The sequence below is a fragment of the Saccharothrix sp. CCNWYY140 genome, assembly GCF_037401995.1.
Lineage (GTDB): Bacteria > Actinomycetota > Actinomycetes > Mycobacteriales > Pseudonocardiaceae > Actinosynnema.
Map to the genome: position 1 here is coordinate 10,584 of NZ_JBBEGC010000098.1, position 17,340 is coordinate 27,923.

Here is a 17,340-nt window from a genome sequence, read left to right on the forward strand (position 1 = left end):
CGTCAGCGCGTTCAGCTTGAGAGCGCGTCAGCGCGTTCAGCTTGAGAGCGCGTCAGCGCGTTCAGCTTGAGAGCGCGTCAGCGCGTTCAGCTTGAGAGCGCGAAGCGCCACCGCGAGCCGCGTGAGCGGCGAAAGCACCAGCAGGGAAGATCAGTCAGAGCCGGAAGACGGCCTCGGAGGCTGAGAGGCGAACCATTCGTAAGCGGCCCGTCGCACCCGCTTCATCGCCGAACGCTCACCAAAATAATCCCCGACAACCCCCACCACGGGCACCATCCCCAACGCCTGGTGGTAAAACCGCCCCTGAGGACGCTTGTCCAACTCACCCTCCAAAGCCCACATCACCTTGGCGAGCTTCCACACGGTCCGCCCAATCGACCGCAACGTCGAAGACTTCCCCTCCCCAACCGCCGGCCCACCAGTCGACCCGGCCAACTCCCCGGTCAACTCGGCAGTCTCGCGGTCCTCCTCCGCCCGAGCATCCACGGCCCGCCCGTCCACGTTCCGCTGGAACAACACGAACGCCAACAACCGCACCCGATCCTCGACCGACACGAACCCGTGCTCGCCCGCCAGGGCCGACAACACCAACCCCTGCCCCGCCGCCCCCAACGCGGCCTGGATCGGCAACCGGTCCGCCAACGCGCCACCCACCCCGGGCAAGGCAGCCAGCAAGGACACCAACCGCCCCACCCGGTTCAACCACCACGAATCCCGCGCGGCGACATCCATCGCCGTCCACGCCGCCGTCCCCGGCACCTTCACCCGCGCAAGCTGGTCCCACAACCGATCCACGGTCCGCCGGTCCGCCCCAACCCCGTCCTCAACCGAACGATCACGCAGGCGCGCGAAATCGGCCGTCCTGAGCGTGTCCAGCAACGGACCAGTGGCACGCACGAACGGGCGCAAGGCCCGCACGATGTCCCGATCGCTAATGGCCGGCACGGGCCTGCCTACCCATGAACGCGCCCACCGCCACCGCGCTCGGCAGCATCCCCCCGGCGAACAGCAACAACGTCCGCCAGTCGTTGAGCAACATGGCGTCCCCACCCGGCCCGAACACCCCGAACACCAACAACGTCCCCAACCACACCAACAACGGCGCGGCGGCGGTCAGGGGACGGCTGGCGTAGGCGGCAGCGCCGAGGACCAGCAACGGAGTCGTGACGATCGCGACGACGACCGCGATGGGGAACGGGTAGTCGGCGATCCGGGGCAGCAGGGTGCCGTCCAACCGCAACGGCAGGAAGAACAGCTCCAACACCGCCAGCACGAACGCCTGTAGGACGAACGCCCCAACCGCCAACCGCTCTTTCACCCCAACCGCTCCCTCACCGCAAACCCCACCGCTCCCTCACCACAAACCCGGCCACTCCCTCAATCCAGCCCTCAATCGAGCCCTCCGAACAAGTCCTCCTCAGCCCCGACCGCCGACCCCCGCGCCAACACGTAGTACTCGGCCTGCACCACAGGCTGAGCAATCCCGTTGGACAAGGCATACGCCGACCCATCCGGCAACACGCTGACCTGCGTGGAGTGTGCGCGCAAAGCACGCATCTTCGCCACCAGGTGCTCCGACACGTCAACCACGGTGGTGATCGCCGAGTCATCAGTCACCGGCAACTCCCCCTCCGCAGGCAACCGCCAAGGCAGCTCAGCCACCTCCCCCAAAGCCGCAACCCCAGCCGCCGTGGCATCCCGAGAAGTCACGGCGTAGAAAACCCGCTCGACATCCGAACCACCATCCGCAACAGCACCCGCCGCCGCCATCGTGATCTCGTGAGCCCGGATGTGATCGGGGTGCCCGTACCCGCCGTTCTCGTCATAAGTCACGACGACCTGCGGCTTCACCGACGCGATGATCGCGGCCAGTTCCTCGGCCTGCTCGTCCAGCGAACCCCGGATGAACGCACGGGGGTGGTCGTTGGCCGGGACGCCCGCCATGCCCGAGTCGCGCCAGCGGCCGATGCCACCGAGGAAACGGTGGTCGGTCACGCCGAGGGCCGCGCACGCGGATCTCAGTTCGGCCACCCGGTAGCCGCCGAGTTGGTCGGCCGCGTCGGCGGCCAGTTCGCGCAGTGCGGGCGGGATGATCTCGCCCTCTTCGCCGAGGGTGCAGGTGACCACGGTGACGTGCACGCCGCTCGCCGCGTACCGGGCGATGGTGCCGCCCGTCCACAGGCTCTCGTCGTCAGGGTGTGCGTGTACCAGCAGCAACCGTGGTGGAGCAGTCAGCGTCACCGGATCAGCGTAGAGACAGCGTCGGGGCCGCCGGAAACCGGCGGCCCCGACAAAGCGGTCAGCACCAGGGGTCAGCCCACGGCGACTTGCTTGACCTCGGCGAAGTGGCACGCCGAGAGGGTGCCGTCGGGACCGCCGCGCAGTTCCAGCTTGGGCTCCTCGACGGCGCAGATGTCCTGCGCCTTCCAGCAGCGGGTGCGGAACCGGCAGCCCGAGGGCGGGTTCACCGGCGACGGCACGTCACCGGTGAGGACGATCCGCTGGCGCTGGCGCTCCAACTTCGGGTCCGGCACCGGCACCGCCGACAGCAGGGCCTGCGTGTACGGGTGCATCGGCCGGGCGTAGATCTCCTCGCGCTCACCGAGCTCGATGATCTTGCCGAGGTACATCACGGCGACCCGGTCGGAGATGTGCCGGACGACCGACAGGTCGTGCGCCACGAACAGGTACGCCAGGCCCAGCCGCTCCTGGAGTTCCTCCAGCAGGTTCACCACGCCGGCCTGGACGGACACGTCCAGCGCCGACACCGGCTCGTCGAGCACGATGAGCTTCGGGTTGAGCGCCAGCGCGCGGGCGATGCCGATGCGCTGCCGCTGGCCGCCGGAGAACTCGTGGGCGTACCGGTTGCGGTGCTCCGGGTTGAGGCCGACGAGTTCCATCAGCTCGTTGACCCGGCGCTGGATGCTCTGGCCGCCCTCGATGCCGTGGATCTTGAACGGCTCGGAGATCAGCTCGTTGATCTGCCAGCGCGGGTTGAGCGAGGCGTACGGGTCCTGGAACACGATCTGCATGTCCTTGCGGACGCCGCGCAGCGCCTTGCCGCCGAGCGTGGTCAGCTCGCGGCCCTCGAACTTCACCGAGCCCGAGGTGGGCTTGTGCAGCTGGAGGATCGCGCGGCCGGTCGTGGACTTGCCGCAGCCGGATTCGCCGACCAGGCCGAGCGTCTCGCCCGGGTACAGGTCGAAGCTCACGCCGGACACGGCCTGGACCTGCCCGACCGTGCGCGGGATGATGCCGCCGCCGCGCACGGGGAAGGACTTCACCAGGTCCGTGACCTGCAACAAGGGGGTCTCGCCCGGCCGGCCACCCGACACGGCGCCGCCCGCCTGCGGGTTCACGTCAGTCGAAGTGGTCATGACGTGGGCTTCTCCTCTTCCTGCAACCGCGCCTCCACGTCGTCGAGGTCCTCGGCGACGGGCATGTCCGGGTTGGCCATCGTGAGCGAGGCGGGGTTCTCGACCACGCCGATCTCCTCGTGCGCGAACAGCCGCTGCGGGTTCTCGATGGTGGCCAGGTGCGCGGAGCGGTGGCAGCGCGCGAAGTGGCCGAGCCGGTCGGTCTCCAGCAACTGGGGCTCGGACTCGCGGCACTCGTCGACGACGAGCGGGCACCGCGGGGAGAACGAGCAGCCCTGCGGCAGGTTCATCAGCGAGGGCGGCGCGCCCTTGATCGGCGTGAGCCGCTTGCCCAGCATGTTCGGGTTCGGGATCGACCCGAGCAGACCGACGGTGTAGGGCATCCGCTGGGCTTCGAAGACCTCGTCCACGGTGCCCTGCTCGACGACGGTGCCGCCGTACATGACCTGGACGCGGTCGACCATGCCCGCCACGACGCCGAGGTCGTGGGTGATGATCACGATGCCCGCGCTCGTCTCGTCCCGGATGCGCAGCAGCGTGTCCAGGATCTGCGCCTGCACGGTCACGTCCAGCGCGGTGGTCGGCTCGTCCGCGATGATCACGTCCGGGTCGTTGATGATCGCCATCGCGATCATCGCGCGCTGCCGCATGCCGCCGGAGAACTCGTGCGGGTACTGCGCCGCGCGGCGGTCGGGCTGCGGGATGCCGACCAGTTCCAGCGCCTCGACGGCCTTGGCCCAGGCGGCCTTCTTCGACACGTCGTGGTGCGCCAGGTACGCCTCGGCCAGCTGCCAGCCCACGGTGTAGACCGGGTTCAGCGACGTCATCGGGTCCTGGAAGATCATCGCGACGCCGTTGCCGCGCACGGGCTGCATCTGCTTGTAGCTCAGCCCGACGAGTTCCTTGCCCTTGAACTTGATCGAGCCGCCGATCTGCGCGGTCTTGGGCAGCAGGCCCATGATCGCCATCGACGACACCGACTTGCCGGAGCCGGACTCGCCGACGACGCCCAGCACCTCGCCGGAGCCGAGGCTGAACGACACGTCCCGCACGGCGTGCACGACGCCGTCGTCGGTCGGGAAGTCCACCGACAGGTTCTCGACCTTGAGCAGCTTGTCGCCGCCCGCACCCTGGATCACGGGCTCGGGTTCGTTCATCACGTCCAACTCACTCATGCCTTCACCCGCTTCTGGCGCGGGTCGAACGCGTCCCGGAGACCGTCACCCATGAAGTTCACCGACAGCGAGATCAGCACGATGAACACGAACGGGATGAAGAACAGCCACGGGTGCAGCGTCAACTCGTTCTTGTTCAGGCTGATCATCAGGCCCAGCGACGTGTCCGGCGACTGGACGCCCAGGCCGATGAACGACAGCGCGGCCTCCAGCAGCACCGCCTGCGCGATGGCCAGCGTCGCGTTGACGATGATCACGTCGACCGTGTTGGGCAGGATGTGCTTGAAGATGATCCGGAAGGTCGACGCGCCGAGCGCGCGGGCGGCCTCGATGAACTCCTTCTCGCGCAGCGACAGCACCATGCCGCGGATGACGCGGGCGATGGACAGCCAGCCGATCAGGCCCAGGTAGAGGGCCACGACGAGCCAGTTGCTGTTGCTGCCGCCGGCCACCGACAGCACGAAGCTGTTGCGCACCAGCACCGCCGCGATGACGATGCTCGGGATCACCAGCAGCAGGTCGATGAACCGGCTGATCACGCTGTCGACCCAGCCGCGCAGGTAGCCCGCGAGCGCGCCGAGCACGACGCCGATCACGGTGGACACCAGCGCCACGACCAGCGCGATCTGGATGGAGAACTGCGTGCCGCGGATGATCAGCGCGACCATGTCGGCGCCGAGCCGGTCGGTGCCGAACGGGTGGTCCGCGCTGGGCGGCAGGTACCGCTGGAAGCCCAGGTCCGTGAACGGGTACTTCCAGATCAGGCCGCCCAGGAAGGCGAAGAGCACGAGCAGGACGAACAGGGCGAGCCCGACGACGGCCGCCTTGTGCCGCAGGAAGCGGCGCAGGATGACCTGCCACTGCTTGCGGGCCGCGGTCGTGTCGAACTGACTCGCCTCGGCCGAGGTGGGCGCAGGGGCCTGCGCCACGGGGGAACCGATCTCAGTCAAGGCGAATCCTCGGGTCCAGGAACGCGTAAAGGATGTCCGCGATCAGGTTGAACACGATGATGAAGATGGCGGTGAGCATCATGAAGCCGAGCACCTGGAAGGGCTCCAGCTTCACGACGGCGTCCACGAGGAACTTGCCCATGCCCGACCAGCCGAACACCGTCTCGGTGATGACGGCGCCGCCGAACTGGGCGCCGAAGTTCAGGGAGGACACGGTGATGACCGGGATCAGCGCGTTGCGGAACGCGTGGCGGAAGATCGCCCGCCCCTGCGACACGCCCTTCGCCTGCGCGGTGCGCACGTAGTCGGCGTTGAGGGTGTCCAGCATGGAGGCGCGCTGGAACCGGCTGTAGAGGGCGAACTGGATCACGACGAGGCAGATGGTCGGCAGGATGTACGCGCCGCTGTACTGGAAGATCTGCTCGCCGAAGCTGCCCTTGAAGCCGTCGCCCGGCGGTCCCGCCGTGATGATCCACCGGTCCAGGCCTATGGACTCCAGCCAGTTGTTCAACTGGATGCCGCCCGCCTTGAGGATGAGCGCCACGCAGAACAACGGCATCGAGAACATGGCGAACGCTATTCCGGTTGCCGTGTAGTCGAAGATGGAGTACTGCTTGACCGCGCCGATCACGCCGATGGCCACACCGAGGGCCAGGGCGATGAGCTCGGCGGCGATGATGAGACGGAGGGTGACGGTGAAGGCCTTGAACAGCTCGTCCTTGACCGGCTTGCCCGCGTTGCCCGGCACGACGGTCTCGCCCCAGTCGCCGGTGACGAAGTCGCCCGCCCAGTCGACGTAGCGGTCGAGGAACGGCTTGTTGTAGCCCGTCCGCTCGTAGGCGAGGGAGATCTCGGCCTCTGTGCGCGGCTTCTGGAGCTTCCACTCGCCCAGGGGATCGCCCATCGCGGTGGTCAGGCCGAAGCAGAGGAAGGATGCGGCGATCAACAGCGGAATCGAGATCAACAACCGCCGGATTATGTATCGGAACATGACAAGTCTCTTGTCTTCCTAGGGCAGGCAACACCGTCACGGCGGCTCGTCGAGCCCGCCCACCGGACGCGGACGCCGCCCGGGGGGCCGGCGCTTGTGGCACCGGCCCCCCGGTCGGACTCGTTAGCTAGAGCTCAGCCGCCGTGGCGGCGCGACTCACTTCTTCTTCTGCCAGGCGAAGAGGTTCCACGTGACACCACCCTGAACGCCCACGTAGGCGATCGGGCCGATGTCCGCGGTCGCCGCGGCGAAGTCGGGCAGCTGGAACAGCGGGACGCTGTGCAGGTCGTCGCGCATCAGCTTGTCGACGTCGTTCATCATCTTGATGCGCTTCTGGTAGTCCAGCTCGCCGTTGGCGGCCTTCCAGGTCTCGTCGACCTTCTTGTTCGAGTACAGGTTGTAGTTACCCGTACCACCGGCGTCCTTCGACGCGTAGTTGCCGTACGCGCCGGCCTTCAGCGGCTGGCCGACCCACGCGAACAGCGCCGCGTCGAACTCGCTCGCGGTGAGCCGCTTGGAGTTGAAGTCGTCGGCCTGGTCGTCGACGATCTCGATGCCCGCCTGGCGGCACTTGTCCTGGAGGATCCGGACGGTGTCGGAGCGGCGCTGGACGATCTTGTGGCCCAGCTTGAAGGACGCGCGGAACTCGCCCTTGGTGTAGATGCCGTCGGCGCCCTGCTTCCAACCGGCGTCTTCCAGCGTCTTCTTGGCCGCGGCCACGTCACCCTTGCCGACGTCGCCGTAGTGGTCCTCGTAGCCGACCTCGTTCGGCATGAACGTCAGCGAGCCGAGCGGCTTGGCGCTGGGGTCCACGTCCTTGATCAGCTTGTCGACCAGGCCCTGGTTGTCGAAGCACTGGGCGATGGCCAGGCGCAGTTCCTTGTTCTGCTTGAACAGCGCGCGCTCCATGTTGAAGTCGACGTGCTCGAAGGTCTGGCCACCGGCGGCGAAGACCTGGAACGCGCCGTCACCGCGGAGCTGCTGGGCGACCGCGGGGTCGGCCTGCGGCGCGATGACCTGGACTTCCTTGTTCTGGAGCTGCTGGGTCGCCGACTGGGAGTCGGTGTTCGTCTTCAGCAGGACACGCGCGGGGCCACCGGGGTTGCCCCACCACTTCGGGTTGCGGACCAGCACGGTCAGGTTCTTCAGGTCCGTGGACTCGATCATGTACGGACCGGCCGACAGCGACAGCTCCTTGTCGAAGCCCCGCCAGCCCTTGGTGAAGAACTCGGCCGCCTTGGTCACCTGCTCGTCGGTCTGCGCCGGCGTGATCTTGGTGATGTCGGCGATGCCGGCCTTCTTCTCCAGGACGTGCGCCGGGAGCAGGCCGTCGCTACCGGGCGTGGAGAAGATGCCCCGGTAGTCCGCGTACGGCTTGTCCTTGAAGAACGTCGTGGTGATCGTCTTGTCGTTGTCCGAGCACTCGAGCTTCTCGATGTTCTCGTAGCCCGTCGGCGTCGCGTCCCAGATCGACGCTTCCTTGCCGTCGTCGCCCTTGACGGTCGCCTTGCTTGTCGCGGCCAGCCACTTCAGGTAGAAGTCGTCGCAGTCCACCTGCTCGCCGTCCTGCCAGACGGCCTCCTTGCGGACCTTCCACTCGATGACCTGGGGGTCGTTCGAGGTGACCTTGATGGAGTCCATCAGGTCGCCGTCGACCTTGATCACGAGCTTGCCGTCGACGTAGTCGGTGAAGTACGGCGAGGGGATCACGTTGGACAGCGCGATCGTGTTCGCGAAGCTGTTGGACGCACCAATGTAGTTCTGGTAGTCGTCCATGCCCTCTTCGACGGCGATGGCGACCTCGCCGATGTCGTCCACCTTCGGTCGCTTGTACAGCTCGTCCTGACCACCGATCTTGCCGGGGTCGGCGTTCTGCTGGCCACCCTGGTCGCCGCTCGTGCCGCCGCCACCACACGCACTCAACACGAGTGCGGCACCGGTCAACAGCGCAAGCGCCGAGACAGCCTTTGATCTCCTCATCGACACGTGCCCTCCTAGCACTGGGTTGGAGCGACTGTTTGAGCCGAACTCAACCCATAACCGTGATGTGCCAAACGCGCCCCGAACCGACACACCGTTGCAGCACGATAAGAAGCCGCCGCAAGCAGGGTCACGACCCACAGGCCGATCGTGACCAAAGGGTGACACGCTGGTAGCAGCACGCTACTCCGTCGTTACCGGGCGGGAGCGTTCGTTAACCGGACGACGGGAATACTGTCAACATCGACCGTCGGCCGCATCCCGAGCGTAGGTCGTTCTTCTGCCAAAGAGAAGAGTTAACGGTCAACGATCTTGCCGCCGCCACGTCGGCGCACCGCTGAGGGGACCCGCGAAGGGCGCGCCCGGGGTGACGTTCACGGCCTCCGGAAGGACCACCAGCAGGTCCGCTACCTGGAACAACGGCATCGAGACGGCCTGCTGCCAGAGCAGCGGCTCGACCCTGGCGAGGGTGTCGGACAGCAGCGCGCGACCGGTCAGCGCGTCGTCGATCGGGCCTTGGACCGCCTGGTCGCAGAAACCGGACAGATTCCCCGGAATGGGTGTACCGCCCTCCGCCGAGGAGGTGCGGCAGCCAAATGCGGAAGCGAGTGCGGCGGACGAATCCCCGGTGTCGACGCGGGGCACGACGGCAATGTCGACCACCTCGACGTTGGAAGTGGCGGTGCCCGAGAGATCACGACCGAACAACTGATTGGGCGGCGTTGTCAGGACGCGTCCGGCGATTCCGGACAATGACAGTTGACGCTGAACACGGCTCGCGATGGTCACATACGGCTCGATCCCGGCGGGTGCGGCGATGGTGAGCGTCAGTTGTTTGCCGTCACGCACCCACTGGCCGTTCTGGTTGGTGTAGCCCGCCTCGGTCAGCAGTTGCGCGGGCGGGGTCGGCACGGTCTGGAGGGTCGGCTGGTACCCCGGCTTGCTCGGCGGCAGCACCTGGGCGTCGGCGCGCAGCTTGGCGCTCGGGCCGTTGCGGCTGCCCAGCGCGATCAGCTCGTCGCGGTTCAGCAGGCCGAACACGGCCTGCCGGACGCGGACGTCGGCCATCTGCGGCGCGGCCGGGCGGGCCAGCAGCTCGACGACCTCCGGCCGCGGCACGACGGCGGTGGTCAGCGGCGTGCCCGCGGCGAGGTCCTCGACGTCCTTGAGGGCGATCGCGTCGGCCCGGATGAGCGCGGCCTGGTCGTCACCGGTCTTGAGGGCCTCCACGATCTCGTGCTGGCCGGCGCGGCGCAGCACCACCCGGTCGAGGGTCGTGGGCTGCTCCCAGTAGCGGTCGTTGCGCTCCAGGATGATCTCGCCGCGCGGCTGGTCCAGGGTGCGCACGGCGAAGGGGCCGGCGGTGGCCGGGAAGCTGTCGCTCAGGGCCGCCTGCCAGCCGCCGGGGGCGTCCTTGAGCAGGTGGGCGGGCAGCAGGTCGGAGAACAGGCTGCGCCAGCCCGGGTAGGGCTGGTCGAACACGACCTCGACGACCTTGCCGCCCTCGCGGGAGGCGATGTCGGAGATCAGCCGGTACCCGGCGGGGTTGACCACGCCGGGCTCCTCGCGCATCCGCTGCCACAGGAACACGAAGTCCTCGGCGGCGATCGGGGCGCTGTCCGACCAGGAGGCGTCCCGGCGGATCGTGTAGGTCACCGTGTACGGCTCGGCCTTCGTGACCTCGGCTGACAACAACAGCGAGCGGTCCAGGACCGGGCTGCCGTCGGCGGCGGTGCGGAAGGTGCTCGGCAGGAGGAGGGAGGCGAGCGCGGTGGTGACCGTGGACTGGCCGGCGAGGGTGTGCGGGTTGTAGCCGCCGCGGACGTCGTCCACGCCGACGACGATCTCGTTGACCTTCTCCTTCGGGACCACGGTCATGCCGGGCGTGGAGGGGACGAGCGGCGGCGGGGGCGTCACGCTGCACGCGGACAGCACGAACAACGCGACCACAGCGACGGCCGCGCGTACGCGGGTCCCCCCAGACCGACTCATGCCGACGAGGGTACTGGGGCACCTTCCGCACACGTTCGAGGTCTGGCAGTTACACCTTATTAATAAGTGTGCGCTGCGCGCAGTACGCGAGACGCCCCCGGAGCGGGGCTCCGAGGGCGTCTGTGACCTGCTGTTCTCTCAGGCGTTGCGCAGCTTCTGGCGGTTGCGCTCCCGGCCACGCAGGTTGGCGTCCAGGATGATCTTGCGGACGCGCACGACCTCCGGCGCGACCTCCACGCACTCGTCGGCGGCGCAGAACTCCAGCGCCTCCTCCAGGCTGAGCTTGCGCGGCCGGGCCAGGGTCTCCATCACGTCGGCCGTCGAGGACCGCATGTTGGTCAGCTTCTTCTCGCGGCACACGTTCACGTCGAGGTCCTCGGCGCGCGGGTTCTCGCCCACGACCATGCCCTCGTAGGTGTCCGCGCCCGGCTCGACGAAGAACGTGCCGCGGTCGGCCAGCTGGATCATCGCGTACGCGGTGATGGAGCCGGCGCGGTCGGCGACCAGGGAGCCGTTGTGGCGGGTCCGGATCTCGCCGGCCCACGGGCCGTAGCCCTCGGACACGGCGTTGGCGATGCCGGTGCCGCGGGTCTCGGTGAGGAACTCGGTGCGGAAGCCGATCAGGCCGCGCGAGGGCACGACGTAGTCCAGCTTGATCCGGCCGGTGCCGTGGCCGGCCATGTTCTCCATCCGGCCCTTGCGGTTGGCCAGCAGCTGGGTGACGGCACCCAGGTGCTCCTCGGGGGCGTCGATGGTCAGCCGCTCGTAGGGCTCGTGCAGCTTGCCGTCGACGGTCTTGGTGACCACCTGCGGCTTGCCGACGGTCAGCTCGAAGCCCTCGCGGCGCATCTGCTCGACCAGGATGGCCAGCGCCAGCTCGCCGCGGCCCTGCACCTCCCAGGTGTCCGGGCGCTCGGTGGGCAGCACCCGCACCGACACGTTGCCGACCAGCTCGGAGTCCAGGCGGGACTTGAGCAGGCGGGCGGTCAGCTTGGTGCCGCCGTTGCGGCCGGCCAGCGGCGAGGTGTTGACGCCGATGGTCATCGAGATCGCGGGCTCGTCGACGGTGATCCGGGGCAGCGGCTCCGGGTTGTCCACGTCGGCCAGCGTGTCGCCGATGGTGATGTCCGGGATGCCCGCGATGGCGACCAGGTCACCCGCGCGCGCCTCCTCGGCCGGGACCCGCTCCAGCGCCTCGGTGATCAGCAGCTCGGTGATCTTCACCTTCTGCACCGAGCCGTCCTCGCGGCACCACGACACCGTCTCGCCCTTGCGGATGCGGCCGGCGGCGATGCGGCACAGCGCGATGCGGCCCAGGAACGTGGACGCGTCGAGGTTGGTGACCAGCGCGCGCAGCGGGGCGTCGGCGTCGCCGGTGGGCGCGGGGATGTGGGTGAGCAGGACCTCGAACAGCGAGTCGAGGTTCTCCTCGTCGGGCAGGCCGCCGTCCTCGGGCTGGTTCAGCGACGCGCGGCCGGCGCGGGCGGAGGCGTAGACGACCGGCAGGTCCAGCACGGAGTCGTCCGCGCCGACCTCGGTGGCCAGGTCCAGCAGCAGGTCGTGGGCTTCCTCGACGACCTCGGAGATCCGGGCGTCGGGGCGGTCGACCTTGTTGACCACGAGGATCACCGGCAGGCCCGCCGCCAGCGTCTTGCGCAGCACGAACCGGGTCTGCGGCAGCGGACCCTCGGAGGCGTCCACCAGCAGCACGACGCCGTCGACCATCGACAGGCCGCGCTCGACCTCGCCGCCGAAGTCGGCGTGGCCGGGGGTGTCGACGACGTTGATGGTGACCACGCCGTCGGGCGTGTGCCGCCGCACCGCCGTGTTCTTGGCGAGGATGGTGATGCCCTTCTCGCGCTCCAGCTCGCCCGAGTCCATGACCCGGTCCACGAGTTCGGCTCGTTCCGAGAAGGCCCCGGACTGGCGGAGCATGGCGTCGACCAGGGTGGTCTTGCCGTGGTCAACGTGCGCGACGATCGCGACGTTGCGCAGGTCGTTGCGGACCAGCGTTTCCTTGATCGACGCGGTGGCCGTGGGCACGCGGAACTCCTAGAGCTGACATCGAGGATGGGCAGGCGCCATGACATGGAAAACGCGCGCAGCCTCCGGACAGCCTACCGGTCGGGTCGCCATTACCACACACGCGCGCAGGGTGAAGTGAGCCTCACCTACTCTGGGGACACCCCGATGAGTGTGAGGCAACGCGTGGGCAAGATCAAGGTGAAGAAGAAGTGCTGCCGGTCCGACCCGCGCTGCAAGAGGTGCCCGGTGACCGTGATGCTCAAGGAGCGCAAGAAGGCGCTCAAGAAGGCGAAGAAGGCCGAGAAGGCGGCGAAGAAGGCCGCGTGAGGGTCCGCCGCCCGGTCGGTCCGGGTGGCCCGGGGTGGACCGCCGTCAGCTCAGGACGGCTTCGTTGAGCTTGGCCAGCTCGGGCGCCGTCCGGGTGGCCTGGAACTCGATCACCTGGTAGCGCGCGAGCTTCTGCACCGCGAACGGGTCCGTGGCCAGCAGCGCGTCGAGCTTCCCGCGCGGCATCGGGCGGGTGATGATCACGCCGCCCGTGCGGGGGACCTGGCGGCCGGAGGCGAGGAACAGCCCGGCGTCGTACTGCTTCTTCAGCCAGTCCACGTGCTCCGGCAGCACGTAGTCGACTTCGTCCAGCGGCTTGATGTACTCCAGCACCACGATGTACATGGCTCAAAATGTAGACCTGCATGTGACGCCGCACACGCGCTAAGATCGGTCCATGCGCACTCTTTACACGTTCTGGTGGCCCGCCACACGGCGGCCCTAGCACTGTGCGTTGACCACAGGCCGCCCGTCGAGGGCGGCCTTCGTCGTGTCCGGGGCCACTCACCCTCGCCGGGCTCACCCGTTCGAGAGGAACCCCGATGATCAGGCTGTCCGGCATCACCCCGTCAGGTCCCGTCCAGTTGGGCAACTACCTGGGCGCGATCCGGCGGTGGGCCGCCGAGGGCACCGACGAGGACGTGTACTTCATCGGCGACATGCACGCCATGACCACGTCCCACAACCCGGCGCGGCTGCGCGCGCTGACCAGGGAACAGGTCGCGGTGCTCATCGCGGCCGGGGTCGATCCGAGGTCGGTGGCCGTGCAGTCGGACCTGGTGCGGGAGTTGGGCGCGTTGACGTGGGTGTTGGAGTGCACCTGCACGTACGGCGAGGCGGCGCGGATGATCCAGTTCAAGGAGAAGTCCGAGGGTCGGGCGTCGGTGCGGTTGAGCCTGCTCACCTACCCGGTGCTGATGGCGTCGGACATCCTCTTGCAGGGTGCGCGGGAGGTGCCCGTCGGCGATGACCAGGCACAACACGTGGAACTGGCCCGTGTGCTGGCCCGGCGGTTCAACGGCACATACGGCGAGGTCTTCGTCATGCCGCACGGCGTGGTCCCGAAGTCGGCGGCGCGGGTGCGCGACCTGGCCGACCCGTCGCGCAAGATGGCCAAGTCCTCGCCGGACTCGGCCGGCACGGTGTTCCTGCTGGACCCGCCGGACCTGGTGCGCCGCAAGATCCGGCGCGCGGTGACCGACGACCTGGGTGAGGTGCGGTACGCCCCCGACACGCAGCCGGGCGTGACGAACCTGCTGGAGATCCTGGGTGCGTGCGTCGGCAAGGACCCGAGGGAGCTGGCGGAGTCGCTGTCGGGTTATGCCGAGCTGAAGGAGCAGACGGCGGAGGCGGTGGTGGAGGAACTGCGCGGGGTCCGCGAACGCACGCAGTCCTTGCTGGACGACCCGGCCGAACTGGACCGCGTCCGGGCACATGGCGCGGAGCGTTCACGCGAACGCTCCACCCACCGCCTGGAAGCGGCCCTGCGGGTGTCCGGGTTGGGCTGAAGGGGTCAGGCGAGCAGGTCGTGCAGGGCCGGCAGCAGCACGCGGTCCGCGGGCAGCCAGTCCAGGTCGTCCAGCTCGGCCGCGCCCACCCACCGCACGTCCCGGTGGTCGTGGGCCTCGGGCTCGCCCGACACCAGGTCGGCCCGGTAGATCCGCAGCAGCAGGTCCCGCCGCAGCGGCACGTCCGGGCCGACCTGGTCACCCGCCACCACGGTCACCCCCAACTCCTCCGCGCACTCCCGCACCACCGCGTCCGCGTCGGACTCCCCGGCCTCGACCCGGCCACCCGGCAGCTCCCACTTCCCGGCCGCCTCCGCCGGGTAGGACCGCTGCTGCGCCAACAACAACCCGTCCCGCACGATCGCCGCGCCCACGACCACCCGGGCGGACAGCAGTTCACGACTGCGCTCGGCCACCGCGGCGGCCCGCGCCTCCAGCACCCGCAGCGCCAACCCGCGCCCGACGATCACGTCGGCGAACCGGCCCAGCGGCCCACCGGGGCTGGTCCACTCGACGGAGTCCACGACCATCGTCCCGCCGCCGGTGTGCAGCAGGTCCGTGAGCAGCACGAACCGCGGCAGCGGCCCGCCCACCAGCTCCGCCGACACCCCGGTCGTGTCCGCGCGGGTCACCAGCAGCGTCCCGGCCACCGGACCCACCGACCCGGTCAGCTCCAGCCCGGCGTGCAGCACCGGCCCGCCGGTGAGCCGCCCGCCCAGGCCGCGGATCGACCGGGCCAGCAGCCGGGCGTCCAGCAGTGCCGCCGCCACGGTCCGCAGCGGGGCGTCCACCAGCGTCGTCGCGCGCAGCTCGGGCACACCACGATCCTGCCATCACCGGTACTCCGGCCAGCGCACCTCCAGCCGCGCCCCGCCCTCCGGCGACTCGGAGGCCCGAACCGTCCCGCGCCGCCGGGTCACCAGGTGCGCCACCAGCGCCAGGCCCAGCCCGAACCCGCCGGTCGCCCGGCCCCGGTCGGATTCGACCCGGTAGAACCGGTCGAACACCTTCTCCCGGTGCTCGGGCGGGATGCCGTGGCCGTCGTCGTCCACCAGCAGCCGCACCTCCCGCGCCGCCGGCAGCACCGAGATCCGGATGAACGACCGCGCGTGCCGGGCGGCGTTGCGCAGCAGGTTGTCCAGCACCAGCTCGACCTCGGTGCGGGCGGCGGAGATCAGGCACGCGCTCATCGGGGCGTGGATGGACAGCAGCAGGTCCTCGGGGTTGAGCCGCTCGGCCGCGTACTGCGACTGGAGCACCAGGTCCACCGGCTCGGCGCGAGGCATCTCGCCGGTGTCCGCGCGGGCCAGCAGGAGCAGCGCGTCGACCAGGTTGGACAGCCGCTCCGACTCCTCGACGACCGACTCCAGGACCTCGATGGAGAAGTCCGGGTCCGGGTGCGCGACGGCGACCTCGGCCTGGGCGCGCACCGACGTCACCGGCGACCGGAGCTCGTGCGCGGCGTCCCCGGTGAACCGGCGCAGCCGCTCGGTGGCCTCGTCCCGCCGGGCGAGCAGGGCGTTCAACGCCTCGGCCAACGCCTGCAACTCGTCCCGCGCCGCCGGCACCGGCAACCGCTGCCCCCGCGGCAACTGCCCGGCTGCCACCCGCATCCGCTCCACCGGCCGCAGCGACGAGCGGACGGCGAGCCACGTGGCGATCCCGACCAGCCCGGCAACCAGCACCGCCGCACCGGCCAGCCACTTCGTGCCCAGCTCGTTGGCCTCGCGGTAGCCGACCAACGTGTCCCCGGCGACGTGCAGCTGAGGCGTGCCGTCAGCGGCGAACACGACCCGACCGATCCACCGGTGTGCGCTGTCACCCTCGATGCGCAGCACCTTCTCCCCCGACCGGAGCTGCCGGATGTCCTGCGGCGTGAGGTCGGGCTTGGGTCCGCCGTCCAACGGGTTGCCCGCGGTGTCCAGCACGCGCACGGCGGAGGCCCGTTCCAGCTCGTTGTCCACGGCGCTGATCTGCACCATGCCGATCAGACTCGGCGCCAACAGGGTCAACGCGAGCAACCCGAGCAACGCCACCCCGGTGGCCACAACGGTGATGCGGAAGCGCAGCGTCCGCCGCAGCCACCAGCGGCGCGGGTTCACCTGCGCCGAGCGGCGGCCGAGTCCAGCGCCGCGTCCAGATCGGGCGTGGACGCGAGGTACCCGTGCCCACGCACTGTCCGCACGACTTCCCCGGCACCCATAGCGTCAAGCTTGCGCCGCAGGTAGCCGACGTACACCTCGACCGCGTTCCGCGTAGCCGCTTGCTCGTCCCCCCACACCGTGCGCAGCAGTTCGTCCTTGGTGACAACCGACCCAGCCCGACTGGCCAGGACATCGAGCACGGCGTACTCCCGCGGCGAGAGGTTGACCGGCTCCCCGGCCCACGACACCTCCCGCACGGCCCGGTCCACCACCAACTCCCCCAACTTCAACTTGCGCCGTGCGAGATCGGCCCGATTCCGCCGCAACAAGGCACGGACCTGCGCCACCAGCACCACGAAGCTGAACGGCTTGACCAGGTACCCGTCGGCCCCGAGGTCGAGCCCGTCGGCCTGGTCGACCTCCCCGTCCTTGGCCGACACCATCAACACAGGCGTCCGCACCCCTTCGGCCCGCATCCGCTGCAACACCCGGTACCCACTGAGCCCCGGCAGCATGATGTCGAGCAACACAACATCGAAGGCCCCGGTCAACGCCACGCGCAACGCGTTCGGCCCGTCGGCGGCAGTGACCACCTCCATGCCCTCGGCAGCCAACCCACGCTCCAACGCACGCCGAACGCCCACCTCGTCGTCAACAACCAGCACCCGTGGCCTCACGCCCCACAGAATGCCCCCTACCACCCCCACCCGTCGCCCGTTCCTCAGTCCACTCTCAGCAGACACCCCAACACCACCCGGAGTGCCACCCGCCCCCCACCCGACCGCACGCGCCAGGCTTTTCACGAAGCTGCCGCACGGCACACCTCTACCTGGGCTTCTTGCTTGTGTCATCCCCGTATGGCCTGCCCGAA

The 17,340-nt window shown here is 69.1% G+C and carries 16 protein-coding genes; 2 read left to right on the forward strand and 14 right to left on the reverse strand.

The genetic code is table 11. From position 1 onward, the window contains the following. Positions 1–150 precede the first annotated feature (150 nt). The 10 genes from WBN91_RS30205 to typA all read right to left on the reverse strand — a co-directional run bounded on the left by WBN91_RS30205 (position 151) and on the right by typA (position 12,508). On the reverse strand, positions 151–795 hold the full coding sequence (locus tag WBN91_RS30205) for a hypothetical protein (protein ID WP_337728844.1): 645 nt from the start codon (positions 793–795) through the stop codon (positions 151–153). A gap of 136 nt (positions 796–931) precedes the next feature. Continuing rightward, entirely contained in the window at positions 932–1,318 is a 387-nt protein-coding gene (locus WBN91_RS30210; RefSeq protein ID WP_337728842.1) for a hypothetical protein, read from the reverse strand. A 71-nt stretch (positions 1,319–1,389) separates the two neighbouring features. Then, positions 1,390–2,241, reverse strand: a complete 852-nt coding sequence (mshB, locus tag WBN91_RS30215; protein WP_337728843.1) for an N-acetyl-1-D-myo-inositol-2-amino-2-deoxy-alpha-D-glucopyranoside deacetylase — start codon at positions 2,239–2,241, stop codon at positions 1,390–1,392. Positions 2,242–2,312: 71 nt separating this feature from the next. Continuing rightward, positions 2,313–3,377 carry an ABC transporter ATP-binding protein gene (locus tag WBN91_RS30220; protein ID WP_337728648.1) on the reverse strand — a complete coding sequence of 355 codons (1,065 nt, stop codon included), beginning with the start codon at positions 3,375–3,377 and terminating at the stop codon, positions 2,313–2,315. Continuing rightward, the gene (locus WBN91_RS30225) at positions 3,374–4,552 is read right to left on the reverse strand and encodes an ABC transporter ATP-binding protein (protein WP_337728649.1); all 1,179 of its coding nucleotides are present in this window, start codon (positions 4,550–4,552) and stop codon (positions 3,374–3,376) included. The genes WBN91_RS30220 and WBN91_RS30225 overlap by 4 nt, the downstream gene beginning before the upstream one ends. Beyond that, complete coding sequence (locus WBN91_RS30230; protein ID WP_337728650.1) at positions 4,549–5,502, reverse strand: ABC transporter permease; 954 nt, start codon at positions 5,500–5,502, stop codon at positions 4,549–4,551. The genes WBN91_RS30225 and WBN91_RS30230 overlap by 4 nt, the downstream gene beginning before the upstream one ends. Then, positions 5,495–6,493 (reverse strand): ABC transporter permease, encoded by a 999-nt coding sequence (locus WBN91_RS30235; protein ID WP_337728651.1) that lies wholly within the window; start codon positions 6,491–6,493, stop codon positions 5,495–5,497. Before WBN91_RS30235 ends, WBN91_RS30230 begins: the two co-directional genes overlap by 8 nt. Before the next feature lie 156 nt (positions 6,494–6,649). After that, entirely contained in the window at positions 6,650–8,473 is a 1,824-nt protein-coding gene (locus WBN91_RS30240; RefSeq protein ID WP_337728652.1) for an ABC transporter family substrate-binding protein, read from the reverse strand. A gap of 303 nt (positions 8,474–8,776) precedes the next feature. Then, positions 8,777–10,465 carry an ABC transporter family substrate-binding protein gene (locus WBN91_RS30245; protein WP_337728653.1) on the reverse strand — a complete coding sequence of 563 codons (1,689 nt, stop codon included), beginning with the start codon at positions 10,463–10,465 and terminating at the stop codon, positions 8,777–8,779. Between the two features lie 138 nt (positions 10,466–10,603). After that, complete coding sequence (gene typA / locus WBN91_RS30250; RefSeq protein ID WP_337728654.1) at positions 10,604–12,508, reverse strand: translational GTPase TypA; 1,905 nt, start codon at positions 12,506–12,508, stop codon at positions 10,604–10,606. Positions 12,509–12,655: 147 nt separating this feature from the next. Between typA and WBN91_RS30255 the strand changes: the two genes are divergently transcribed. Next, on the forward strand, positions 12,656–12,817 hold the full coding sequence (locus WBN91_RS30255; protein WP_337728655.1) for a hypothetical protein: 162 nt from the start codon (positions 12,656–12,658) through the stop codon (positions 12,815–12,817). A gap of 45 nt (positions 12,818–12,862) precedes the next feature. On the opposite strand, the gene WBN91_RS30260 is transcribed toward WBN91_RS30255, so the two are convergent. Then, positions 12,863–13,162 carry a YciI family protein gene (locus tag WBN91_RS30260; protein ID WP_337728656.1) on the reverse strand — a complete coding sequence of 100 codons (300 nt, stop codon included), beginning with the start codon at positions 13,160–13,162 and terminating at the stop codon, positions 12,863–12,865. Positions 13,163–13,359: 197 nt separating this feature from the next. Between WBN91_RS30260 and trpS the strand changes: the two genes are divergently transcribed. Then, entirely contained in the window at positions 13,360–14,325 is a 966-nt protein-coding gene (gene trpS / locus WBN91_RS30265) for a tryptophan--tRNA ligase (RefSeq protein ID WP_337728657.1), read from the forward strand. A gap of 5 nt (positions 14,326–14,330) precedes the next feature. On the opposite strand, the gene WBN91_RS30270 is transcribed toward trpS, so the two are convergent. Genes WBN91_RS30270 through WBN91_RS30280 form a run of 3 tightly spaced genes read right to left on the reverse strand, consistent with a single transcriptional unit; the run spans position 14,331 to position 17,146 of the window. Then, positions 14,331–15,143, reverse strand: a complete 813-nt coding sequence (locus WBN91_RS30270) for an NUDIX domain-containing protein (RefSeq protein ID WP_337728658.1) — start codon at positions 15,141–15,143, stop codon at positions 14,331–14,333. Between the two features lie 15 nt (positions 15,144–15,158). Beyond that, complete coding sequence (locus WBN91_RS30275; protein ID WP_337728659.1) at positions 15,159–16,427, reverse strand: sensor histidine kinase; 1,269 nt, start codon at positions 16,425–16,427, stop codon at positions 15,159–15,161. Then, positions 16,424–17,146: a response regulator transcription factor gene (locus WBN91_RS30280; RefSeq protein WP_337728660.1), complete on the reverse strand. Its 723-nt coding sequence runs from the start codon at positions 17,144–17,146 to the stop codon at positions 16,424–16,426. The genes WBN91_RS30275 and WBN91_RS30280 overlap by 4 nt, the downstream gene beginning before the upstream one ends. Between the last annotated feature and the right edge of the window lie 194 nt (positions 17,147–17,340).